Annotated in this window: 23 protein-coding genes; 14 read left to right on the forward strand and 9 right to left on the reverse strand. The window is 63.6% G+C overall.

The window, feature by feature from the left end:
• The first annotated feature begins 75 nt into the window (after positions 1 to 75).
• The 4 genes from MNR01_RS01905 (at position 76) to MNR01_RS01920 (ending at position 2,203) form a co-directional block, all read left to right on the forward strand.
• Positions 76 to 861 (forward strand): hypothetical protein, encoded by a 786-nt coding sequence (locus MNR01_RS01905; RefSeq protein ID WP_241919300.1) that lies wholly within the window; start codon positions 76 to 78, stop codon positions 859 to 861.
• A 50-nt stretch (positions 862 to 911) separates the two neighbouring features.
• Positions 912 to 1,154 carry a DUF6868 family protein gene (locus tag MNR01_RS01910; protein ID WP_241919301.1) on the forward strand — a complete coding sequence of 81 codons (243 nt, stop codon included), beginning with the start codon at positions 912 to 914 and terminating at the stop codon, positions 1,152 to 1,154.
• Between the two features lie 98 nt (positions 1,155 to 1,252).
• The gene (locus tag MNR01_RS01915; RefSeq protein ID WP_241919302.1) at positions 1,253 to 1,717 is read left to right on the forward strand and encodes a CBS domain-containing protein; all 465 of its coding nucleotides are present in this window, start codon (positions 1,253 to 1,255) and stop codon (positions 1,715 to 1,717) included.
• Between the two features lie 3 nt (positions 1,718 to 1,720).
• Positions 1,721 to 2,203 carry a hypothetical protein gene (locus MNR01_RS01920; protein ID WP_241919303.1) on the forward strand — a complete coding sequence of 161 codons (483 nt, stop codon included), beginning with the start codon at positions 1,721 to 1,723 and terminating at the stop codon, positions 2,201 to 2,203.
• A 4-nt stretch (positions 2,204 to 2,207) separates the two neighbouring features.
• Here the strand turns inward: MNR01_RS01920 and MNR01_RS01925 are convergent, their stop codons facing one another.
• Entirely contained in the window at positions 2,208 to 3,032 is an 825-nt protein-coding gene (locus MNR01_RS01925; protein ID WP_241919304.1) for a universal stress protein, read from the reverse strand.
• A gap of 192 nt (positions 3,033 to 3,224) precedes the next feature.
• On the opposite strand from MNR01_RS01925, the gene MNR01_RS01930 reads away from it, so the two are divergent.
• Complete coding sequence (locus MNR01_RS01930; RefSeq protein ID WP_256451885.1) at positions 3,225 to 3,911, forward strand: response regulator; 687 nt, start codon at positions 3,225 to 3,227, stop codon at positions 3,909 to 3,911.
• Positions 3,908 to 5,887 (forward strand): ATP-binding protein, encoded by a 1,980-nt coding sequence (locus MNR01_RS01935; protein WP_241919306.1) that lies wholly within the window; start codon positions 3,908 to 3,910, stop codon positions 5,885 to 5,887. Before MNR01_RS01930 ends, MNR01_RS01935 begins: the two co-directional genes overlap by 4 nt.
• Positions 5,888 to 5,893: 6 nt before the next feature.
• On the opposite strand, the gene MNR01_RS01940 is transcribed toward MNR01_RS01935, so the two are convergent.
• On the reverse strand, positions 5,894 to 6,622 hold the full coding sequence (locus MNR01_RS01940; protein WP_241919307.1) for a helix-turn-helix domain-containing protein: 729 nt from the start codon (positions 6,620 to 6,622) through the stop codon (positions 5,894 to 5,896).
• 185 nt (positions 6,623 to 6,807) lie between these two features.
• Here MNR01_RS01940 and MNR01_RS01945 point away from each other — a divergent pair, with 185 nt between their 5' ends.
• Both MNR01_RS01945 and MNR01_RS01950 read left to right on the forward strand, forming a co-directional pair.
• Complete coding sequence (locus MNR01_RS01945) at positions 6,808 to 7,581, forward strand: glucose 1-dehydrogenase (protein ID WP_241919308.1); 774 nt, start codon at positions 6,808 to 6,810, stop codon at positions 7,579 to 7,581.
• A 68-nt stretch (positions 7,582 to 7,649) separates the two neighbouring features.
• A complete protein-coding gene (locus MNR01_RS01950) occupies positions 7,650 to 9,017 on the forward strand; it encodes a divalent metal cation transporter (protein WP_241919309.1) in 1,368 nt (455 codons plus the stop codon).
• Positions 9,018 to 9,024: 7 nt separating this feature from the next.
• On the opposite strand, the gene MNR01_RS01955 is transcribed toward MNR01_RS01950, so the two are convergent.
• Both MNR01_RS01955 and MNR01_RS01960 read right to left on the reverse strand, forming a co-directional pair.
• Positions 9,025 to 9,873, reverse strand: coding sequence for a universal stress protein (locus MNR01_RS01955; RefSeq protein ID WP_241919310.1), 849 nt, complete (start codon positions 9,871 to 9,873; stop codon positions 9,025 to 9,027).
• 115 nt (positions 9,874 to 9,988) lie between these two features.
• Positions 9,989 to 10,819, reverse strand: a complete 831-nt coding sequence (locus tag MNR01_RS01960; RefSeq protein WP_241919311.1) for a universal stress protein — start codon at positions 10,817 to 10,819, stop codon at positions 9,989 to 9,991.
• 165 nt (positions 10,820 to 10,984) lie between these two features.
• Between MNR01_RS01960 and MNR01_RS01965 the strand changes: the two genes are divergently transcribed.
• On the forward strand, positions 10,985 to 11,557 hold the full coding sequence (locus tag MNR01_RS01965; protein ID WP_241919312.1) for a GNAT family N-acetyltransferase: 573 nt from the start codon (positions 10,985 to 10,987) through the stop codon (positions 11,555 to 11,557).
• A 60-nt stretch (positions 11,558 to 11,617) separates the two neighbouring features.
• Here MNR01_RS01965 and MNR01_RS01970 read toward each other — a convergent pair whose 3' ends face one another.
• Positions 11,618 to 12,460, reverse strand: coding sequence for a universal stress protein (locus MNR01_RS01970; RefSeq protein WP_241919313.1), 843 nt, complete (start codon positions 12,458 to 12,460; stop codon positions 11,618 to 11,620).
• Here MNR01_RS01970 and MNR01_RS01975 point away from each other — a divergent pair.
• Positions 12,453 to 13,070, forward strand: a complete 618-nt coding sequence (locus MNR01_RS01975) for a universal stress protein (RefSeq protein ID WP_241919314.1) — start codon at positions 12,453 to 12,455, stop codon at positions 13,068 to 13,070. The two genes, MNR01_RS01970 and MNR01_RS01975, sit on opposite strands and share 8 nt — an antisense overlap.
• A 61-nt stretch (positions 13,071 to 13,131) precedes the next feature.
• Here MNR01_RS01975 and MNR01_RS01980 read toward each other — a convergent pair whose 3' ends face one another.
• A complete protein-coding gene (locus MNR01_RS01980; protein ID WP_241919315.1) occupies positions 13,132 to 13,827 on the reverse strand; it encodes a VIT family protein in 696 nt (231 codons plus the stop codon).
• Positions 13,828 to 14,231: 404 nt separating this feature from the next.
• Between MNR01_RS01980 and MNR01_RS01985 the strand changes: the two genes are divergently transcribed.
• Positions 14,232 to 15,536: a BamA/TamA family outer membrane protein gene (locus MNR01_RS01985; RefSeq protein ID WP_241919316.1), complete on the forward strand. Its 1,305-nt coding sequence runs from the start codon at positions 14,232 to 14,234 to the stop codon at positions 15,534 to 15,536.
• 59 nt (positions 15,537 to 15,595) lie between these two features.
• Here the strand turns inward: MNR01_RS01985 and MNR01_RS01990 are convergent, their stop codons facing one another.
• The gene (locus MNR01_RS01990) at positions 15,596 to 16,483 is read right to left on the reverse strand and encodes a cobalamin B12-binding domain-containing protein (protein WP_241919317.1); all 888 of its coding nucleotides are present in this window, start codon (positions 16,481 to 16,483) and stop codon (positions 15,596 to 15,598) included.
• Positions 16,484 to 16,601: 118 nt separating this feature from the next.
• Between MNR01_RS01990 and MNR01_RS01995 the strand changes: the two genes are divergently transcribed.
• The 3 genes from MNR01_RS01995 (at position 16,602) to MNR01_RS02005 (ending at position 21,321) form a co-directional block, all read left to right on the forward strand.
• The gene (locus MNR01_RS01995) at positions 16,602 to 17,150 is read left to right on the forward strand and encodes a fasciclin domain-containing protein (protein ID WP_241919318.1); all 549 of its coding nucleotides are present in this window, start codon (positions 16,602 to 16,604) and stop codon (positions 17,148 to 17,150) included.
• Between the two features lie 32 nt (positions 17,151 to 17,182).
• A complete protein-coding gene (locus tag MNR01_RS02000; protein WP_241919319.1) occupies positions 17,183 to 17,404 on the forward strand; it encodes a DUF378 domain-containing protein in 222 nt (73 codons plus the stop codon).
• Positions 17,405 to 18,477: 1,073 nt separating this feature from the next.
• The gene (locus MNR01_RS02005) at positions 18,478 to 21,321 is read left to right on the forward strand and encodes a winged helix-turn-helix domain-containing protein (RefSeq protein ID WP_241919320.1); all 2,844 of its coding nucleotides are present in this window, start codon (positions 18,478 to 18,480) and stop codon (positions 21,319 to 21,321) included.
• A 3-nt stretch (positions 21,322 to 21,324) separates the two neighbouring features.
• On the opposite strand, the gene MNR01_RS02010 is transcribed toward MNR01_RS02005, so the two are convergent.
• The gene (locus MNR01_RS02010; protein WP_241919321.1) at positions 21,325 to 22,200 is read right to left on the reverse strand and encodes an alpha/beta hydrolase; all 876 of its coding nucleotides are present in this window, start codon (positions 22,198 to 22,200) and stop codon (positions 21,325 to 21,327) included.
• Between the two features lie 10 nt (positions 22,201 to 22,210).
• Positions 22,211 to 23,275 (reverse strand): oxidoreductase, encoded by a 1,065-nt coding sequence (locus MNR01_RS02015; protein WP_256451859.1) that lies wholly within the window; start codon positions 23,273 to 23,275, stop codon positions 22,211 to 22,213.
• Positions 23,276 to 23,493: the final 218 nt, after the last annotated feature.

Genomic DNA, 23,493 nt, shown 5'->3' on the forward strand with positions numbered 1-23,493 from the left:
CGATTGCATGACCTGGATCAAGGAGGACGGGGCGGTTTCCTCCACGATCCAATGCTGAACCGCATGGCCACAGGTATGAACGTCGACTCGGTCCCCATCTGGCTCTTCTTCTTCGGCACCATCGCCATGATCATGGCGTCGGTGGAAGCCGGATACCGGCTGGGCCGGGCTTCCCATCGCCGCTCGGCAGACGAGAAGGAGGCGCCCGCCTCGGGCGTGGCGGGGGCCATCCTCGGCCTGACGGCGTTCATGCTCGCTTTTACCTTTGGCATTGCCGCGGAGCGCTACGACTCCAGGAAGGCACTGGTCCGCGATGACGCGAACGCGTTGCGCCTCACCTATCTGCGCTCGGACTTCCTGCAGGAGGCCGACCGCGGCGAGACGCGCGAGCTGCTCCGTAAGTACCTGGATCTTCGCCTGGCCTTCGCCAGTGGCGGCAGCGTTGAGCCCGGCAAGGTTCGCGTGATGCTTGCCCAGTCGGACCAGATCCAGCGGCGCCTTTGGGATATCGCCGTCGCCAACGGCAAGCGCGATCTGAACTCCGACGTGGCCGCGCTGTACGTCGAGTCGCTCAGCGATGTCTTTGCCACGCACGCTTCACGGGTTGCCATTGGCCTGCAGATGCGAATACCGAAGGGCGTCTGGTTGGTTCTGTCCGGGCTGATCGTCTTCGGGACGATGAGCATTGGATATCACGCGGGCGTGTCAGGATCCAGGCGCGCCAAGGCGTCGGTGATCCTCGCACTTTCCTTCGCAATGGTCATCACCGTCATTGCGTCGCTGGATCGGCCCGACGGCTACGTTCGTGTGACCCAGCAGCCGCTGATGGACCTGCGCAGCTTCCTGGCCACGAGCCCTTGAATGTCCATCGTAGGCGTGGCCTGTACAACTCGACACAATGGAGGCAAGTCATGGCCATGAACGAGATCAAGGATTTTCTGCTCTGGTGTGCATGCATCAACTATGCAGTCCTGCTTGTCTGGTTCATTCTCTACGTGCTTGCCAGGGACTGGCTCTATTCCATGCACGGACGCTGGTTCAGGCTGTCGGTAGAAGGATTCGATGCCATCCACTATTCAGGAATGGCGATCTACAAGATCGGCATTCTGTTGCTCAACCTGGTTCCCTTCGCCGCGCTGTGCCTGATCCCGTGATTGTCGCGTGGCATCAGGTCGGAACGTTGACAACGATCAATATCACGGGGCCGAAACCAGCCGACTTTGGTTGCGTGGACGATCCTTGGGAGTGACGTATGCGAGTCGGTGATATCTGTACAGGTGAAGTAGCCTGCATCCAGTTGAATGCGTCAGTCCGGCAGGCTGCGGAAGCCATGCAGCGCTGCCATGTGGGCACTCTGGTTGTCGTCGCAGGCGACGAGCGCGTGCCAGTGGGTATCCTCACGGATCGGGATATCGTGCTGGCGGTGGTTGCCACCGGCATAGATGCGCAGGCGGCGACCGTAGCAAGTGCGATGACCACATCCGTTGCAACGTGTCGCGAGCTGCAGGATCCGTTCGATGCGATCGAGATCATGCGCTATCGCGGCGTTCGCAGGCTGCCTGTGGTGCGCGAGGACGGACGCCTGGTCGGCATGGTCTCTGCCGACGACATCTTCGCGGCTGTCTCCCTTCGCCTGCGCGGGCTCAGCGAAGCAATGCTGAAGGAACAGGTCCGCGAAATGGAGTGCGGACCGCGAAGGGCGATGGGAGGCGGGTGAGGTATGGCCCGCAGCACCTTGATTGCGTACTACTCCAGGAGCGGCCACACCCGCGCGGTCGCCCATGAACTGCGGCAAGCGCTCAATGCGGACATCGAGCGGATCACCGAGCCGCGCCCGCGCCGAGGCGCCTTGGGCGCCCTGCGCACGGTGTTCGATGTGATCACCCGTCGTTCGACGGCCATCGTTCCGGCGCGGCTCGATCCCGCCGGCTACGGCGTGCTTTTGATTGGCGGACCGGTCTGGGCTGGCCGCATGGCGGCGCCGGTGCGCAGCTTTGCCAAGCGCTATGGGGGAGGCGCGCCCCAGGTCGCGTTCTTCTGCACCGAAGACACACACGGTTCCGAGAATGCGTTCGTTGAGCTGGAACTGTTGTGCGGGCGGTCACCGCTGGCCACGCTCGTCGTCGACCGCAGTCACCTGCCTGCCGAGCTGCATTGCCTCGATGCCGCCCGCTTCATCCAGAGCGTCAAGGCTCTGCATTGAGTGGTCAGTGGCGCATCAGTATGGGAAGCGGGCTGTGCTCGAGCATGTAGCGCGAGACGCCGCCCAGGACCCACTCGCTCAACCGCGTGCGTCCGAACGCTCCCAGCACGATCAGGTCGGCATTGACACCCAGTGCCGCGTGCAGGAGTGCGGCGCCGTCAGTCTCGTGGTGGCCCAGCTCGACGGGTTCGCGCACGCACGACAGGCCATGACGTGCGAGCTGGCGCTCCAGGTCGACATGCGGCATTCGTGCTGCAGCCGGTGGCTGCATGTTCTTTCCGACCAATGCCACGATGCGTTTGGCCCGATCCAGGAGGGGAAGTGCCGCATGCAGCGCCCCTGCAGCCGCCTGCGAGCCGTCCCAGGCGACGGCGATGCACTCGCCTTCAGCGGACGACTGGCATCCCTCGGGTACGACGAGGCACGGCGCCTGCGAGGTCACGAGTATTTCAGCCAACGCCGGTTCCGATCCCCATGGCACGCTGTCGCCGGCCGGGAGCACGAGCAGGTCATGCCACCGCGCGAGCGATTGCAGGGCGTAGTTTGCGTCGGTCTGGCAGATCAACAGATCGCTGTGTGAGACGCCCATCGAGGATGCCCAGCTGCCGAAGCGGCGCCTTTTTCCTTCCAGGGCGTCCAGGTCCGGAGGAGGTCGTACCGCCGCCATCGCTACCATTCCGCCGACGTCGCCGGCCATCGCGGCGGCAACAGGGGGGCAGCACAAGGCGCCGGTCAGCGAGGCCTTCAATCTCGCTGACAATCGCCCGGCAAACAGGGCGCTGTAATCCCACTCGTGGTGTGTGGCCAGATGGATGAGCACATCGCGCATAAGGCACTCCCGGTGCAAGGCTGGTCCAAGTCTCGGCCAATCAGAAGCCTGCATCGCTGATCCAGATCAATCTCCGCGACCGATGCGCTTGCCGTCCTGCGTTTGGTAAGCTGGATCCACCCACGAGCCCGAGCCGCCTCCGTGCAAGCTTCCGAGGGTCCCGTCAGCGAAGCCCGGTCACACGTCCTGATCGTGGACGACGATCCTGACGTGAGCGCCCTGCTGGCTCGCTATCTGGCCGGACACGGCTTTCGGACGAGCATCGCCGGTAGCGGTGCCGAGCTGGACCTGGCACTGGGGAACGGTCCGGTGGACCTGATACTGCTCGACCTGGGCCTGCCGGACGAGGATGGCCTGATCGTGTTGCGACGCCTGCAGACGCACGGCATTCCGGTGATCGTGGTTACCGGGCGTGGCGAGCCTGTCGAGCGGGTGGTGGGGCTGGAACTTGGGGCGGACGACTACGTCACCAAGCCGTTCGACTTCAGGGAGTTGCTCGCCCGAATGCGTTCGGTGTTGCGGCGGGTCCAGCCCGAGGAGCGTCCCGCGTCACCTTCACTGCGCGCGGTCGCGTTCGATGGCATGCAGCTGGACACGTCGACGCGTCGGCTGACGGATCGGCAAGGCTGCGCCACGGCACTGACGACCGGCGAGTTTGCGCTCCTGTGCACGCTCCTGGACCATCCGAACCAGACGTTGTCCCGGGACCAGTTGATGAACTGCCTGCACGGGCGCGACGTCGGGCCGTTCGATCGCTCGATCGATGTGCAGATCGGCCGGCTGCGCCGCAAGGTCGAACGCGATCCCGCGTACCCGCAACTGATCCAGTCCGTTCGTGGTGTCGGCTACGTGTTTGCGGCGGCGGTCCGGCAGAAATGAGTCAGGGCAGTCTGCTCGCCCAGTTGTTCGAGATCGTGCCGGATGCGCTGATCCTGGTCGATGATGGCGGCAAAGTCGTACAGGCCAATGCCAATGCCGAGCGTCTTTTCGGCTTCGCCACGGGACGCTTGCTAGGTCTGGAAGTCGAGGCGTTGATGCCGATGGCCTCGCGCCATCGCCACGGACTTCATCGCCAGGATTACATGGCCAGCCCGCGTATTCGCCAGATGGGTGAAACCGGCCAGTCGCTCATCGGTCAACGCCTGGACGGGCAGCAGTTTCCCGTCGAGATCGCCCTGAGTCCCGTGGACACGGAGCATGGGACGCGTTACCTGGCTTCGATCCGTGACGTGTCGGAAAGCCAGCGCGCACGGCAGGCGATCATCCGTGCCCGCTACGATGCGCTGGTCGCGAGGATCGGCCACCTCGCGCTCGAATCGACCGACGAGAACCAGCTCATCCAGACCCTGCCGCCTTTGCTGGCGGCCGAACTGGATGTGGACGTGGTGGCGATGGCACTGATCGGGCTGGACGGCATGATCACCGAGGTTCCCGCTTCCTTCGGCACGGAGCCGGAGGTCATCCGGACATGGACGGCGCGGCAATGGTCCGCGATCAGTCAGGAATTGCTGGGTGATCGGCCAATGTTCCTGCGCGATGTCTCGCTCCTCGCCGAGGACGAGGCGTTCGCGGAGGGCGCGCTTATTCCCCTGCTTGGCAGGGATCGGCCGGCGGGAGTGCTGATCGGGCTGTCGCGGCGGCCGAACGGTCTCGACCACGACGCTCTGCACCTGTTGCAGTCTTCGGCCAACCTGCTGGCGGCGCTGATGCAGCGCCGCCGTACCGAGGAGGAGCTGGCGCACGCGCAGCGACTGGACGCAATCGGCCAGTTGACGGGAGGCGTCGCGCACGATTTCAACAATCTGTTGACGGTCATGTCCGGTTGCCTGCAGTTGCTTGAGATCGAGTGCCAGGATCGGCCAGGTGCGCAGGACCTGATTGCCGGTGGACTGCGTTCGGTGTCGCGTGGTGCGGAGCTCACGACGAAGCTGCTGGCATTCGCGCGTCGCCAGCACCTGACGCCCGGTGGGGTCGTTCCGCACTCGCTGCTGCAAGGGTTGGGTACGATGCTGCAGCGAACGCTGGGCGACATGGTCCGGCTGACCATCGACTGTCCGGACTCGGTGCCGGCCGCCTACGCCGATGTTGCCCATCTCGAGACAGCCTTGGTGAACCTCGTGCTGAATGCCCGCGATGCGTTGCCTGCTGGTGGCGACATCACGCTGTCCGCGCAGGAGCGGTGGGTCACTGCCGGTGATGGACTTCCGGACATGGCACCCGGCCACTATGTCGTCTTCTGCGTCGAAGACAACGGCATTGGTATGTCGGCCGAAACGCTCGCCCGCGCTATCGACCCGTTCTTCACAACCAAGGACTCAGGGCGCGGCAGCGGACTGGGCCTGAGCATGGTGTATGGCTTCGCTCGACAGAGCAATGGCTACCTCGGCATCGATAGCCAACCAGGTCGAGGCACCGCGGTGGCGATCTATCTGCCGGTCGCGCGCTCTGCAGACAGCCCTGCAGCGCCCGCAAGGCCATCCCTGCGCGGCGACGGTGAGACCGTGCTGGTGGTAGAAGACGAGTCCGATGTGCGCGCGGTCGCCATCGCGTTCCTGCAATCGCTGGGTTACAGGCCCCTTTCCGCGGACAGTGCCACGCAGGCGATGGCGGTTTTGTCGGAGAACCCGGACATTTCGCTGCTTTTCAGCGATGTCATCCTCGGGAATGGAATGAACGGGTATGCGCTGGCCCAGTGGGCGAAAAGCCGGCACCCGGGCCTTAGGGTCCTGATGACCTCAGGCTACGACGAGAGCGCCGACGCCGTGGATGCCGATTTACGCGACAGGTTCGAACTGCTTCGCAAGCCCTATCGTCGCGAGGGATTGGCGGAAGCGATCCGGACTTGCCTGTGGTAACAAGCTTCAGTGGGTGGTTTCCTGGCTCAATGAAGCACGCAGACCGGCGGCGTCCAGGATTCGGATCTCTCGCCGGTCCACGCCAATCAGGCCCCTTGCCTGCAGCCGGGTGAGTGCACGCACGACCGTCTCGAGCTGGATCGACAGGAAGTTGCCAACATCCGCACGGGTCATGCGCAGGAACATGCTGCTGGCGCTGAAGCCAAGGGCTTCCAGGCGCGTCGACAGGTCCAGCAGGAAAGAAACCACCCGCTGGTCGGCATTGAGGCTTCCTGTCACCAGCATCCATTTCCAATCGCGCCGGATCTCGCTGGCCAACATCGCCGTCAGCTGCTCCTGGAACTGCGGCAGTCGCTCGCGCAGATCGCCGCAGGGAAGCTCCCAGACCTCACCCACGTCGAGTGCGATCGCGTCGCAAGTGAAGCGCGGCATGTCGAGCGCGTCCATGCCCAGCAGGTCGCCGCGCAGGCGGAATCCAGTGATCTTCTCCCTACCGTCATCGCTGAGGATCCGCGTCTTGAAGAATCCGGCGTGGACCAGGTAGAGAGCGTTGCGCGGCTGTCCGGCGCGGAACAGGTACTGACGTGCACGCACGCGTCGACGCAGCAGGGGCAGGCCAGCCACCAGCGCTTCCAGCCCAGGCAGGTACGGCGCGCAGTGAGTCAATGACGGCGGCGACTCCAGGTTCGGCGGGGCAATCGCGAAGTCGTCTTGTACGGCCTGCATACCTAGCATGACGGCAGCTCCTATGCGGGGATCCCATGCCGACCGTAACTCGCCAATGAAACGCCAGAACCCCGCATCGGTAACGGTTTGTAACGATCAGTAACTGCCACCACCATGATCCAGGTCAATACGGGCGAATCGATCGATGCCAACCTTGGCGCGGATTGTCAGTCCAGGCTGGCGCGGAGGGCGGCATGAATCGGGTCAAAGGCAAAGTCTGCATCGTGACCGGCGCCGCGGTTGGCATCGGTGAGGCGTGCGTGCACCGGCTGGCCCAGGAGGGGGCGACAGTGGCTCTGTTCGACGTCCTGGATGAAGAGGGGGCGGCACTCGCCAACGCGCTGCGAGGGAAGGGCGCGCAGGCCCACTACTGGCACGTCGATGTCGCCACCGAGGCAACAGTAAGCGATGCCATCGATGGCGTGGCCGGTCGCTTCGGCGCGGTGCACGTGCTGGTCAACAACGCCGGGATTGCCGGCGTCACCAAGCCGACGCACGAGGTCACCGAGGCCGAATGGGATCGTGTGCAGGCCGTCAACGTCAAGGGTGTCTTCTTCTGCACCAAGCATGCGATCGCGCATCTGCGCCGCTCTGGCGGTGGCAGCATCATCAACCTCTCCTCAATCTACGGCCTGGTTGGCGCAGCCGATGTGCCGCCCTATCACGCGTCCAAGGGGGCTGTGAGGTTGATGAGCAAGACCGATGCCATGTTCTACGCCAAAGACGGCATTCGGGTGAACTCGATCCATCCTGGCTTCATCTGGACCCCGATGGTCGAGCGGCATCTGCGCGACAGTGGCGCCACCGATATCGAGCAGGCCCGGCGAGAGGTCGGCCTGATGCATCCGCTGGGCCATATGGGCGATCCGGACGATATCGCCTGGGGTGTGGTCTACCTTGCTTGCGATGAGTCCCGTTTCGTCACAGGCAGCGAGCTTGTCATCGACGGTGGATATACCGCGCATTGAACCCAGCGCTACGTGTGGCAGACCGGGTCCGCCGGATCCGAGTCGACCCCGCAAGTAGAGGAGAAGCCATGCGACCCGACCAGGAAGGCGGATCCCTCGTGCACCGGCTTCGAGGGCGATACCAAGCGCCGCCACACGCCGTGGCGCACTTCCGACGCGGCATAGCGCTGCGATTCGCGCAGCTGCGCGCCAGCGGATCAGGCGCCCTCGCCGCGTTCTTTGCCGTGCTTGGGCCTGGATTGCTGGCGGGCTTGTCGGATGACGACCCTGCCGGAATCACGACGTACTCCGTGCTTGGGGCCGATCACGGCTACCGCCTCTTATGGGTCATTCCCGCTTCGACGATCCTGTTGGTCCAGTTCCATCTGATGGCATTGCGAATCGGTGCCGCCAGCGGCAAGGGGTTCGTAGGCGCGATCCGTGCGCGCTGGGGCGATGCGCCGGGCTACTGCGCCGTGGTTGCCCTGCTGCTCGCGAACTTCGGCACCATCTGCGCGGAGTACGCCGGCATCGCGGCCGCGTGTTCCCTCATCGGCATTCCCCCCTGGATCAGTGCTCCAACTGCCGCGGTCCTGATCTCGCTCGTCGTGGTACTTGGGTCGTTTCATCGCGTGGAACGCGTACTCCTGATCGTATCTGCGACGCTCGCGCTCTACATCGTGGACGGTGTACTTGCGGGGCCGGACTGGGGGCTGGTCTGGAGCAGCACCGTGGTTCCCCGTTTGCCAGATGACACCACCGGATGGACCGCCGTCGCAGCCACCCTGGGGACCACACTGGCGCCCTGGGGGCTCGCATTCATCCAGTCGTACTCAGTGGACAAGAAGATCACGATCGCCAACCTGCGCTTCGAGCGTGTCGATGTCGTCATCGGCTCGTTGCTGACAGGCGTGATCGGGCTGGCCATCGCAGTGGCTTGTGCCGCCACCCTTCACCGTGCCGGAGTGCGTATTCGGGATGCAAGTGATGCGGCGATCGCGCTGCGCCCACTCGCCGGCCCCTTCGCAACGGTGATATTCGGTGCGGGTCTGCTGGGCGCATCGCTGCTTGCGGCGGCCATTGTCCCACTCGCTACCGCTTACTCCATTGCCGAGGGGGCTGGCTCACCGGCGTCGTTGGATCTGGATGCGCGCCATTTCCGGTTGTTCTACGTGGCCTTCGTGACCCTCACGACGGTGGCTGCCACCGTTGTCTCGATGCCAAGGGTGCCGCTGATCCCGCTCATCTACGGCAGTCAGGTGATCAACGCGGTCATGCTGCCGCTGCATGTGATCATGCTGCACTTTCTTGCCAAGGATCCGGCTGTCATGGGTGACGCGGCATTGGGTGAGGCGTCGCGCATTGCGTCCCGGGTGAGTATTGCGCTGATTCTGGCGTGCGTGGCTGTGCTTGCATGGAGTTGGACTGGTTCCAACGTGAAAGCAGGTCCAATGTGAAGGCAGATCAATGTGAAAACAGCACCGGCAGCTTTGCGGAGTCAAGAAGATCCCGAGTCGTGCCGCCGAGCACCCATTCACGAAAGCGCGAGTGGCCGTAGCCACCGGCCACCAGCAGTTCGGCGCCTGACTGATTGCAATGGCCAATCAGCTCGGCCGCCACGGATTCGCCCCGCTGCGGAAGAATCAACACGCGCACGTTGATGTCGTGACGAGCAAGGTGGGCGGCAATGTCGGCGCCCGGCTGCTGGCCGTCGTCGCTCAGCTCCGGCGACCCGGATTCGACTTCGACCACGTCTACCGATGCGCAGGTGCGCAGGATTGGCATCGCGTCGTGCAGTGCCCGGGTGGATTCCCGCGTCGGCCGCCACGCCACAACGGCGTGACGCGGCGGGAACGTGGGCTTGCAGCAGGGGGGCACCACCAGCACCGGGCGTCCGGAACCGAGGAGCAAGGCGCCGAAGAGCGCATGGATGGCCAGCCGATCGCCCTTGCTGCCCTCGGCCGAGGTCATCACCACAAGATCGGCGTAGTGCGAATGCAATGCAGATTGCGGCAGCGCACTCGCGGCCATGGACTCGACCATGCGCACATCCGTTGGGACCGGTTCGTCGGCCAGACGTTCGCGCAAGCGGGCAGCCTGGGCTTCTGCCATGGCACGCGTCTCCTCGTAGATCCGTTGCATCGACGAGGCATCCGGTGGCACGCCCCAAGCGCCGGGAACCGGGGCTGGCAGGTAGATCGTCCCCACCACCGCCAGATGAGCATGCGAATGGCCGGCCAGTGCCAGCGCTGCTTCAAGTGCGTTTGCGTCACCGGGCGAATCGGTGAGCGGGACGATGAGATCCTTGAACATGTCGATGCTCCACGGCGAGTATGTGCGCATTACGCGCCGTCCAGGACTTCGCTTCGTGATCTGCATCAACAATCGAAGCTGGCGCACCTGCAGATGGGACCCGATCACTCCCACCCTAGTGGGAGAACAGCACCGGTGTTGTCGCGTGGCGTAGTAGGGTCTGGGTGACGCCGCCGAACACGATCTCCGATGCGCGCGACCTCCCGTAGCCGCCCACCACGATCATGTCGGCGCGCATCTCCTTCGCGTAGTCGACAATGGCCAGGCCGGTCGACGTCCCGGCGTCGTTGCGCCGGACCGGGTTGACCTCTATGCCGTGGTGGCGAAGATGCAGCGCAATCTCCGCGCCCCCGGCATTGTGCATCGGTGGGGACCTGAAACTGCCTTCGACCATCAGCAAATCCACGCTCTCTGCCTGCTCAAGCACCGGCAAGGCGTCGTGCAGCGCGCGCGCAGCCTCACGGCTCGGTTTCCAGGCAACAAGAATCCGACGGAACGAATCGGCAGTGGACTGCGCCGGCACCAGCAGCAGCGGACGTCCGCTTTCCATCATCAGCCCGGCAAACAAGCGGTCCTCATGAGCCTGGAACCTTCGCTCGATTCCCAGGACCGTCACATCCGCGCAGTACGCATGCGCAATTGCCTGTTCGGCCGGCGTCAACCAGTACTGTTCGGACTGGATTACATCGCTCGCGCCGTCCCCATGGGCGAGTTGCTCTCCAATGGTCTTGACCAGTGCCAACGTCGTCGCCTCCGCGCTTTCATGCATGGTGGCGTATACACCGGCGGGGTAGTACGCCCAGGCAGATGGCACGGGAGCAACGATGCTTACGCCTGCAAGCGCGACCAGGCGTGCGTTGCGCGCCACGGCCAGGGCCCGGGCAGCCTGCAGTGCCGGCATGTGGAGGCCGCCAAAGAAACAGGGAAGAAGGATGTCTCTGTACATGAGGACTCTCCGTTTGCCCTCGCAGCTTGCACACAATGACAAGGGGTCAAGTTGACGCAGATCAATGGTGGATTCCTGGTGCTGTGGGTCGAACCTTGATCCATGTCAATGACCTGTGGTCAATGCAATCTAGGCTTGGTGCACACAGTTGATGCGGGGTCCTACATGAACATGCAGCCACCGATCGCCGCGGAGGGTTCCGAGCAGGCATTCCCTCGCTGGCTGGAAACGCTCCGTGACCGAACCAAGGTTCTGATCCGTCCGATAGATGTCCACGACAAGCAGGCCGAACGCGAGTTCATCGAAGGGCTCTCCGACGAAGCCCGTCGCTTCCGCTTTCTTGGTCAGGTGCGCAGCCCAAGCGAGGCATTCCTGAAGCAGCTCACAGATATCGACTATGTCCACCAAGTGGCCTTTGTCGCGGTAGCCAACGAGGACGACCGCGAGCGAATCGTCGGCGTGAGCCGCTATTGCACGGACGCCACTGGTGCTCACAGCGAATGCGCCGTGACCGTAGACGAGCATTGGCAGCACAAGGGATTGGGCACGGTGCTGATGCGCCACCTGATCGCCGTGGCCAAGTCGAGGGGCGTGCGCACCATGTTCTCGATCGACTCGGCCGAGAACGCGCCGATGCGCGAATTGGCTACTTTCCTCGGCTTCAGGAGCAGACTCGACCCCGACGAAGCCAGCCAGGTCATCCACGAGCTGGATCTGACCGGGGCCGAGAAGCGCTGACGCAGAGGGCAGCAGGCAATAGCGAAGGGCATCGGCGTTAGCCGATGCCTTTTACGTTGTTCAGTGAGAAAAGAGCACCGGCAGCCTGGCGTACTGGAGAAGTTCGCGGGTTACCCCACCAAGAACCCATTCACGGAAGCGCGAATGCCCATAACCTCCCACCACCAGAAGCTGCGCATGGGCCTGCTCGCAATGACGCAGCAGTGCCGACGTCACCGCCTCACCTGACTGCTCATGAATCACCACGCGAACCTTGAGGCCGTGCCGGGCAAGATGTGCCGCGATGTCGGCGCCAGGCTGGTCTCCGTCGCCGAGGTCGGTACGCGCCGGTCCCACTTCCAGTACGTCCACTGATTCGGCAAGAAGCAGCAGGGGCAGCGCATCGTGCAGCGCGCGGGTGGCCTCCCGAGTCGGGCGCCAAGCGACGACGGCACGCCGTATTGGCGCCTTGACCGTGTGCGTGGAAGGTACATAGAGGATGGGTCGGCCCGATTCAAGCAGCAGGGTACTGAAGTAAGCGCGAACTGCGGGTGCATCGGGGGAGTCCTCCTCATATCCGCCCATGACCACGAGATCAGCATAGCGCGCATGCAGCGTTGCCGTGCGATCCGGGTTGACGAACAGGGACTCGACTACGCGCACTTCGAAAGGTGCTTCCTGCCGGGCCAGGTGTTCTCGAAACTTCGTCGCCCGGACCTGCGACTCGGACCGGATGACCTCGTAGATCTCGCTCATCGAGGTGCTTGGGGCTATGCCCCACGGACCGGGTGTCGGTAGCGGCAGGTTGACGGGCTCGATCACAGTCAGTCGAGCCCCCCACTGTATCGCATAGGCGGCCGCGGCATCGATGGCCGCGAGGTCACCTGTGACGTTCATCATCGGCACCACAAGGTCCTTGATCATCGCCCGACTCCGGTATTGGTCGGACGCCAATGTCCTCCTGCGTGCCGCGGAGGCATTGATCTGGATCAATGAAGCCCGCCCCGGCATGCCAGGCGACGGCGATGACGTTCAAGCATTGATCCAAGTCAATGCCCAGCCGCAGACGATGGTGAAGATGGACCCATCTGGGCACTCCGAGGAAGCGATCATGCGAATCGTGGTAACAACGGACGGAAGCAAGGCATCTGAGGCCGCTTCCCGTTACGTCGCAAGGCTGGCCTCCGACCTCGCCAAGCTTCCGCAAGTCCTGCTGGTCTATGTGGACGAGCCGTTGCTGCAGCGTGTGGCCGTCGAGTTGGGCGTCAAGGGTGTGGACCGCTACCATCAGGAAAACGGAAAAGCCGTCATGAAGGGCGCCAAATCACGACTCAAGCGCGCGGGCATCAATTATGAGGAACACCTTCTCATAGGCGACCCGGCCGAGGCACTGCTCAAATTCGTGAAGAAGTCGAACTGCGACGTGCTCGTCATGGGATCGCATGGACGCAGTGCGCTCAAAAGCCTGTTTCTTGGGTCCGTCACCATCAAAGTGCTCAGTCGCTCAGAGGTGCCGGTCGTGGTAGTTCGCTGATCCTCGCGCGAGGACGACCGGATGCCAGATCCAGATTGTCGTCCGGTTAGAGCCAACCCAATCAGCCTGTCGACTGCAAGCCGAACAGCTCGCCGATCAGCGCCGTCGTCGCCATTGCCAGGGCGCCCCATACGAGTACCCGCAGCGCTCCCTTGGCGACGGGAGCGCCCCCCATATATGCGGCGGACCCGCCCAGCACCGTGAGAAGAAGGAGCGAAACCCCGGCAATGGCCCAGACGCCATTCTGGCCGGGCAAAAGCACCGCGGTTACGAGTGGGAAGGTGGCTCCGACGCAGAACGAAGCCGCCGAGGAGAGTGCAGCCTGGACGGGGCGTGCCCTCACCAGCTCGGATATGCCAAGTTCATCACGCAGGTGAGCGCTCAATGCGTCGTGGTCGGTCAGCTGCTGGGCAACCGTCTCGGCGATGTCGGCACTGAGCCCACGCTCTTTGTAAATCTCGGCCATCTCGCGCAACTCGGCCTCAGGTTGAGTCAGCAGTTCGCGACGCTCCTTCTCCGTCTCAGCGCGTTCTGCATCCGACTGCGTGCTTACCGACACATACTCACCGGCGGCCATGGACAGCGCGCCCGCAACGACACCGGCCAAGCCGATCACCAGGATGTCATGGCTCGCCGCATTCGCGGTCGATACGCCGATAACCAGGCCACTCGTCGAAATGAGACCGTCGTTGGCCCCCAGAACGGATGCTCGGAGCCATCCCATCTGTTGTCGTCGGTGTCGCTCAAGGTGAAGCATCGGACCCCCAGGGCGCTGGTAGGCGCATGTTTGCAAAAGTGGCCTGAGTTCTACGCCATTTCCGGGAGAGCGGACTGAGTGATTCTCACTCGGGTCGGAGCGTGGATGTCCAGTCGGGTCGGGCCGGGACGGCACTCGCAGTTGACTTGGATCAATGCCGTGAGCAGAGGGGTGCCTAAGGTGTAGCCGTCAGGATCGCCGAGGTGTGCCGTGGTGCCGATCAGGTGGAAAGGAGAGAGCACGAGGCTGGTGGTGTGTACCGCCCTGATCTCGGCCGTGACGGGCTGCGTCTCGCAGATATTCCTTGACGACCAGAGCGCCCCCAGCAGCGACGTATGCGATGCGGCGCCGGCCGATGCATCGTCGACAGGTCATGCGCGCCTGCCAGACGATAGCCGCACGTCATGTACGCCCCGCTGATCCGCTTGTGTCTTCAGGCCGCTGCCACCGCGTTGCTTGGCTGCGCGATGATCCTCACTGCTGGCGCCAGCGAAGCAACCTGGCCGCGAATCGCGGAGATCCGCCTGGTCGGCAACGAAAAGACGCAAGACAAGGTGATCCTGCGCGAACTCGGACTGGCGCCTGGCGATGCCGCCGACCCGGTCGCCATTGACAACGGCCGCCAGGCGGTGCAGGACCTGGGCCTGTTCCGCGAGGTCAAGGCGGCCACGTCGGCGATTGCCGGCGGTGTAATGCTCGAGGTCACGGTGCGTGAGAAATATCACCTTCTGGTGCTGCCTCGCATCGATGCCAGTTCGGACAGCGACTACAGTTATGGGGCGAATCTGCGCTGGAGCAATGTCTGGGGACTCAATCACCGCATGAACGTGACTGTGGAGAAAGGCGAGTTCCCGAACGAGCGTGATCGCCTTGAGGAAACCAGCGCACGCATGAGCTACCGTGCCCCCTACGTGTTTGATACCCCCTACGAACTGCGTGCGCGACTAGAAAGACGCGAACGGGTGACGCCGATCATCGACCCGGCAACGAACTTGGTTACAGACGAGAGCTTTGACGAAACCTTCGACCAGTTCGAGATCGCAATGGCGCGGGACTTTCGCCGCGAGCGCCCACGCAGCGGCTGGATCTTGGGCGGTGGTGCGTTCTGGCAACGCCAAAGCACCGACGGCGAGCTTGCTCCGCCATCCGATGGTCAGGCCTTGGCAGCGGTGGGCACAGCTGACTACGACAATCTGCGGTACCACTTGTACAGTGAAACGGGGCGCCGCTTCAATGCGCGGCTCGAGGTCGCTTCTGAGGGGCTTGGGTCCGATTACGACTACACGCGAACCACCGCCAGCTACTTCCAGTCGCACGCTATGGGGGACGTTCCGCACCAGACACTGCAGCTGCTCGGAAGCGCAGGTGTGCTAACCGGTGGCACCGGTAGCCGCAACGAATTCTCCCTGGGCGGATCGGGTCAGATGCGCGGCTACGACTCCGACTTCCTCGAGGGCAACTACTACTACTACGGGTCGCTGGAGTACCTGCGCCCCGTCAAGTGGGACTGGCTGCGCCTGTTGGCATTCGTCGAGGTTGGCGGAAGCGGCGATGACCGCGAAGGACTACGCGACGGTTCACCGTACGCTGACATAGGTGTCGGCGTACGCATTCGGCTGAGCTGGTTCGTGGGCGTCGAGATCGAATTGGGCTGGGCGTACCCGCTGCGCGGTGGGGAAGGCGCCAACTTCTTTGCCGGTGGAAACTGAGCCGCCTCCCACCGGAAGGGCAGTGGAGCTGCTTGGCGCTGCGAGACGTAGGCCGCCACTCAGCCGCGCCCCGCGTTCGGAACCATGCCCCGCGTGATCGACTGGACATCGCCCACGGCCTGTATCCGCGCCGACGCCAGTTCTTCGGCAAGGTAGCGCGCATTCGTGCCGCCGAGCCACACGGGCACGCCGGGCGCCAGCTCGGCATCGAGCTGGCGCAGTTCCTCCAGAGCGGGGCGGGCCTGCTGTGGGTCCATCGAACTCAGCGCGACGCCGGCCGCGCCGAGCTTGGCCGCGACGCGCGCGATTTCAAGGGACGGCAGTTCGGTGCCGAGGTAAAGCACGGGCATGCCCGCCTCGTGTGCCTGCAGCGCCGCGCCGATCAGGCCCAGCTCGTGGCGTTCCTCAGGAAGCGTCGCGAACAGCACCCTCGGTCGCTGTTCGCGCGGAGGGGGGCTGAGTACCGCGAGCAGGCGCATGCGCAGCAGGCTGCTGACCAGTCGTTCCTGCGCGACCGCGAGCCGGCCGTCAGCCCAGCGCAGGCCTACCTCCCGCAACAGTGGCATGACGACACGCGTCATCAGCACGGTCATCGGTAGCGTGGCGATCGCCACCGAAAGGTCGCGGTCGAACACGTCGACACGGTATTCGGCGATCGCATCGAGCATGCGCGACGGCAGCCCCTCCACGCCGCCGTAGGCCGCCCGCCGGCCGTCGTCGAGCAAGCGGTCGAGGGCATCGTCGTCCAGCGCGGCGAGGTCGCGGATCGGGTGGCCGCGGCCGGTCAAGCGGTGCAAACGCGAGAGCCGCTCGATCATCTCCGGGTCGTAAAGGCGCCGGCCCTGGGCATCCCGGACGGGGTGGATCGCGCCATGCCGACGTTCCCACGCGCGCAGGGTCTCGGTGCTGAGTCCGGCGAGTTCGGCGGCGGCCTTGATGGGGTACATGGGACGAAATGTACATGGCGAAATGTACATGCTCTGTACATGGCTAGCTTGTACAGGTGTCTAACAGCACGGGGGTGAGACTCCGCCTCGTGCCACCCCTTCCTTCTGGAGAACCGCCATGTCCATCCGCCCCCTGCCGAACCGCCTGCGCGTCCTTGCCGTCGCCCTGGTCCTGGCCGTTTCGACGCCGGCCGCCTTCGCGGCGCCCGCCGGTGGCAACGGTGCCGCCAAGAGCAGCGCTCCGGCGCAGTCACGCGCCGACATCGTCGACACCGCCGTCGGCGCCGGACAATTCAAGACCCTCGCTGCCGCGCTCCAGGCGGCCGGCCTGGTCGACACGCTCAAGGGCGCCGGCCCATTCACCGTGTTCGCGCCGACCGATGCCGCCTTCGCCGCGCTGCCGAAAGGCACCGTCGAGAGCCTGCTGAAGCCGGAAAACCACGACAAGCTGGTCGCAATCCTCACCTACCACGTCGTGCCGGGCCGCGTGACCGCGAGCCAGGTGGCGGGGATGGATGCCGCCACCACGGTGCAGGGCGGCGAGCTCGCGATCCGCGCGTCCGGCGGCGCAGTGACCGTCAACGGAGCCCGCGTACTCAGTGCCGACGTGGCCGCGAGCAATGGCGTGATCCACGTCATCGACAAGGTGCTCATTCCGCAGGGCTGATTGCCCAACCCGAACACACGGAGAGATGAACAATGAAAGGTTTGAATCTCGTGACGCTGGTATTGCTGATCGTCGGTGGTTTGAACTGGGGGTTGGTTGGCGCATTCCAGTTCGATCTCGTCGCCGCGTTGTTCGGTGGTCAGGACGCGATGCTCGCACGCGTGGTGTACGTCCTGGTCGGCCTGTCGGCGATGTGGCAGGTCGTCGCGTTGACGCGGCCCGCGTCGCACGCGACCGCAGTACGTAGCCCGTAGCATGCCTGCAGGTTCCGTTGGCGCCGGACGCAATGCGGCCGGCGTTGACGTTCTTCCTTCCGGTGCCGGCTGGCAGGCTGCAGTGCTCGGCTCCGGTCGCCGCGCTAGCGCTAGCGCTACGCGCTTGGGTTCAACGACCACGCAGCGGCAATCGAGCTACGACTGGGTGAGGCATTCGCCGGTCGAGTCACCGAAGCTGTCCGCGACCGGAACGGTACGAAGGTTGAAGAGCGGACCGGATTTTTTGCGGGGCAATACCCAGCTTGCGCGTTGATGAAGCAAGAAGGGCTGAGCGCCGTGGAGGGCTGCGGTCCGGCCGTTGAGCGGACCGAACATTGCAGTGGCGACCTTTTGGCGACATTTGCATTGCTAGTTCCGTGCTGCTTCATCAAGTGAACACAGCCAGCTCCTGGAGGTAGCGCGATATGGACAGGTACGTGAGACGCCACCTCGCGAAGACGATCAACGCGATTGTCCGGTTCCTCAACGGCGTTCTCGCAAAAAGCGCATAAATTCAGTGCTTTAGTGGGGCCGGGACACGGTATTGCGACGGAAATTGTCGACACAATCACGTATCCAACTCTGCGCATACGAGAGGCCCGCCGGTGCGGCGACTGACCAGGCCTTTAGCCGGATCCCGAAAGCGGTCACTGGGACAGGGCCAAGGCGCCGGGCGCTGCGAACGTCCGCTTTCGATACCGAATAGCGGTCCTCCACGCGCTGGTCAGCATCTCGCGAAGCTCGGATTACCTGGGCGGAATCCGTAGCTTCCTAGGGGCGCTAATTGTTGCTAGGTCGCCGACGCCGCCTTCGCCCGGACTGCTCACGGAGCGGGAACGACATGACCTGCGGTGGATCAGCCTTGGCTCCAGCAAAACGTTCTATCGGCATGTTTGTCGGCAAATTCAACAACTTGCATTCGGCTTTTGGCGGGCGGCAATCGAAGATTGCACGTTTCGACCGGTATCAAAGGCCAAGCCGAAGGTTTTGGACACGAACTTGGGCCACATATATATTTAGGCTCACTTCGCGAGTCTCAGCCCGCCTGCGCAGCAGGCCACCGTGGGGCGGACATGAACGAAGTCTTCCGGTTCGGAACTTTCAAGCTAACCCCGGCCACCCGCACGTTGCGCAAGGACGGCAGCGATGTGGCCTTGGGAAGTCGCGCCTTCGACATTCTGGTGGCTCTGGTCGATGGGGAGGGGAAGGTGCTGACGCGGCGGGAGTTGATGGCCTGTGCGTGGTCGGGCCTCGTGGTTGAGGAATCCAATGTCCGCGTGCAGATTGCACATCTTCGCAAGGCACTAGGGTGCGGACAGGGTGGGGCTCGCTTTATCGCCAGTGTCGCGGGCCGGGGCTACTGCTTCGTCGCCGAAGTGGGGCGCGAGCAGGAAGCTCAATCTCCGCGGTTGAATGTCCCCGCAGTTCCGCGTGCAACTCGTGGTCCGGGCGAATCCCCATCGCTCGCCAATGCTCCCGTTGCACAGGATCGTGTTATCGGCCGCGAGGAGAGCGTCGCCGAGTTGGCGTCCCAATTGCTGCAACGGCGTCTGGTGACCGTCGTTGGGGCCGCGGGAATGGGAAAGACCACGGTGGCAGTGCTGGCTGCGCGCTCGCTCGATCACTTCGGTGATGCAATTCACTTCGTTGACCTGAGCATCATCACGCGTGATGACCAAGTGATCGAAGCCCTGTCGTCAGATGCTGCCTATCGGCCCTCCGGAACCGTGAGCGTGCCGGGGCTGGCGGAGTTCCTGGACACGCGCCCGACGCTGGTGGTGTTGGACAACTGCGAACACGTGATCGGTGGCGTCGCATCGCTAAGCAGGCAGTTGCTTGACCGGACGCATCAGTTATCGATCCTGTGCACGAGTCGGGAGGCAGTGCGCCTGTCAGACGAACACGTTTACCTTCTGCGCCCCCTCGCGTCGCCACCCAACACCGGTAGACTCAAAGCCGAACGTGCGAAGGCGTGGTCCGCGATGCAGCTGTTCGTCGAGCGCGCCGAGGAAGGGGGGGCACATGGCGTCCTCAGCGACGAGAGCGCGTCGATGATCGCAGCGATCTGTCGAAGGCTGGGCGGAAATCCTCTGGCGATCGAACTTGTATCCAGCCGAGTTGGCACGTATGGCGTCCAGGGAGTTTCCGAACTACTTTCCAGCCAGTCGGCGCTTCACTGGCAGGGACGACGCGACGCGTCTCCGCGGCATCAGACCGTCGAAGCCCTTCTCGATTGGACCTACGACCTTCTCCCTCCTCGCAACCGGCTGGCGCTGGGTCGGCTTTCGGTGTTCTCCGGCGCCTTTCCACTCGAGTCGGCAATCAACGTCATCAGCGACGAACGGCTCGACGCAGTCCAAGCGGCGGCCGCCATCGCGGACCTTGCGGACAAGTCGCTGGTGAACGTACGGTCCAGGGGAGGTCAAACACGGCTGAGACTACTCGAAACCACGCGCACGTACGCCGCAGAAAAACTAGCGAACGAAAACGATCGCGAAGGTCTCATGCAACGACATGCGTTGCATTACACCGAGTATCTGCGTGGCTGCCAGGCCGCGCTCGATCTCAATCCTGGTGCCACGCCCGAGTTGCGTGAAGACGAACTGGGCAATGTGCGCGCTGCATTGGACTGGTGCTTCTCGACCACACACGATGTCGGGCTTGGCGTGGAACTGAGCGCACTGGCCGTGCCGTCGCTCCTGCAGTACCGTTCGTTCGACGAATGCGCTCGCTGCTGCAGGCGGGCGCTGGATCACATGCCGGCGCATCTGCAAGCCACGGCAATCGAACTGGTCCTGTTGGAAGCCCTCTCGATCGCCTACACCGCATTGGGGTTGTACGGTGAGGATATGGTGTCGGCACTCCAAACCGGTCTGATCATCAGCCGAGCGCAGGGCGACCACCGGGCCACGTTTCATCTGACCGCCGGCTTGCATCACGCGATGCTGGGCACAGGTCGATTTCCGGAATCGATGCGCGTCGCCGAGGAGTACGCGGCAATTGCAAGGAGCGCGGGGTGCGCCTCGGAAACGGTCATCGCACGCTGGATGATCGGCACCTCGCATCATTACATGGGGTCGCATGCAGATGCGGACGAAGAGTTCGCGATCGCGCGAAGGAAGCTGGCGCAGGCTGTTTTCCGGAAACCTCAGTACTTTGACAGCAAGGCGATGCTCAATGCCAACCTTGGCGCGGCGCGCACGAAGCTGGCGCTCGGCCTTCCCAGGCAGGCCCTGCAGCTGTGCATCAAGGCAATCGATGATGCGCGCAGTTCTCCCGATTCACTGTTTCCCTGCGTGACGCTCTTCTTCCCGATATTCCTCTTGAACGATCTCGATCAAACGGCCGAGTCCCTGCTCCAGGATTTGCAGGACGTGCCTGCGGAGTATCGCGTAGGCTTTCGGGTTTCCAACATCGAGATGCTGAAGGGCCTGCTGCTGCGCCACCGGAAGTTGTTCGCCGAGGCGGAAGCGCAGTTGCGGCAATGCCTGCCCGGGGTTCGCATTCCTCCCGCGCGATTCCTCGGTTTGCAGGCAATGTCGGAGATTCTGTGCGTGAACGGAAAGGCGGAGGAAGCGTTCACGTTCATCGAAGAAGCCATCGCGTTGTCCGACAGCAGTGGTGGCTTCTTCAGCCGGCCGGATCTGCTGCGCACCAAGGGCGAAGCCATGATGGCGCTGCCGCAGTTCAGCCCGTCGCAAGTGCACGACTTCCTGGCAGAAGCACTGCATGAGGCCCGTCGGGCGGATGCGCTGGGCTGGGAGATCGGGATCGCATTGGCACTCGCCCGCCTGAAGATTGCGCAAGGCCGACCGCGGGAGGCAAAGACGATACTGCAGGAGGTCTATTCGCGTTTCACAGAAGGGCACGAAACGCGCCTGCTGAAGGAAGCCGCAACGTTGTTGGCCGTCCTTTGAAGTTCACCCGCGAGAACGCGTACCGAATGTTTCTCGTATTCGCTCCATGATGTGTGGCGCATGCGTTTCCAGCGCGAAATGCCCGGTATCCAGAAGCTCCACGCGCGCGTCTGGATTGTCGCGCAGGAACGCATCCGCACCAGGAGGGCGGAAGAACGGATCATGTTCGCCCCAGATGACCAGTGTCGGCACACGATGCTCCCGGAAGAACGCCTGGAATCGTGGATAGAGCGTCAGGTTGGTCCGGTAGTCGTAGAACAGGTCCAGTTGGATCTCATCGTTTCCCGGCCGCTGCAGGAGCATGTGGTCCAGTTGCCAGGTCTCCGGTGCGAGGAGGGTGGGGTCGGCAACGCCGTGTTCGTATTGCCAGCGCGTCCCCTCCAGGGTGAGGATGCCCCGCAAGGCATTGCGATTCTCCGGCGTAGGATGTTCCCAGTACTGACGCGTGGGTCCAAAGGCGTCTCCCAGCCCTTCGAGGTATGCATTTCCATTCTGGCTGATGATGCCCGCCACGCGCTCGGGCAGTTGCAGCGCCAGACGCAAGCCTGCCGGCGCGCCGTAGTCGAAGACGTAGAGAATGTAGCGGTCCATGTCCAGTGCCTCGACAAGGGCTTGCAGCGAGTTGCCCAATGCGTCAAAGGTATAGACGTAGGCGCGCTCGTCCGGAATCTGCGTGAAACCGAATCCAGGTAGGTCCGGTGCGATGACGTGGAACTCGTCGGCAAGTTCCGTCAGCAGGCGCCGGTACATGTGGGAACTGGTCGGGAAGCCGTGGATGAGCAGGAGGGTAGGCGAGGCGGAATCGCCCGATTCGCGATAGAAGAACTCCACGCCATCCGCGCGAACGGTGCGATGGTGGACCGGGAAATGAGCGGACATGTAGGTCTCCTCACACGTGCTGGTATTGGACGGGTGTTTCCACGCTGGCATGCAGCAGCCGCGCCGCGTTCCATGGCCATCGTGGTGACTGCAGGATCGTCCGGGTCAGTGCCACGGCATCGACATGCCCGTTGGCGACGACGGCATCGACGCGCGCATAGTTCGGATCGAGACTGGTGACGATCACCGGAACCGTCACGACACGCTTCACGGCGCGCACCACGACCATCTCCTTTCGCATCGCCGGAGGGGATTCGGGTTGCAGTCCGCCTGCGGTGACGTGGAACGCATTGCAGCCGCGACTTTGCAGTTGAGCGGCGAAGGTCGCTGCCTGTTCGATGCCCCAGCCGCTCCCCGCACCATCGAAGGCCGGCAGCCGGACCGTCACCGGGTAGTGCGAGGGCACTGCGTCGCGAACCGTGTCGAACACCTCCAGGGGGAAACGCATCCGATTCTGCAAGGAACCGCCATAGGAATCGCCCCGCTGGTTCGATCTTGGTGACAGGAACTGATGCAGCAGGAACCCCTCTGCGGAATGGATCTGGATCGAATCCACGCCCGCCTGCGTGGCACGCACCGCCGCGTTTGCGAAGGCCTCTCGGATCTGCCGCAGGTCGGTGCGATCGAGTGCTCGCGGCGCGCCATTGCCGGAGAGATAGGGCAGGGACGAGGGGGCCTGTCGCTGCCATCCACGACCGCTTCCGCCGTCAATGGGCATGCCCCCGTTCCATGGCGCTTCCACCGATCCACGCCGACCCGCATGGCTGAGTTCGATTGCGATGGGCACATCGGACCAGCGCCGAATGCTTTCAATCGTCAGGCTCATTGCCGATGCTGTTTCCTCATTCCACAGCCCCACATCTCCTGGGCTGATGCGGCCTTCCGACAGCACCGCAGTCACTTCGATGAAGAGCAGCCCGGCACCGGACAGTGCCAGGTGCCCCAGATGGATCAGGTGCCAGTCGGTCATGCAACCGTTGTCCGCGGAGTACTGGCACATGGGGCCGATGACCAGGCGATTCAGAAGGACCAGAGTTCCAACACGCAACGGTTCGAACAGATGGGAGCAGGGCACGGTAGGGTCTCCTTCTCACCGTGTGACAACCCATGGCGGCATCGTGGTGCGTTGCCAATGCGCGCCCCGATCCGACGGGATGCCTGGCCCGGCGAGCCGGGACCAGGCGCTCCTGCCAGGCTAGTCTGGTCGGGCGATCACCGGTCGGGAAATTAAAGATCGTCAAAGTCGGTGAATCGGCGGTGCGCGAGGGCCCAGAGCGCGCTTCAATGGCGGCC

Source organism: Lysobacter sp. S4-A87, assembly GCF_022637455.1.
Lineage (GTDB): Bacteria > Pseudomonadota > Gammaproteobacteria > Xanthomonadales > Xanthomonadaceae > Lysobacter_J.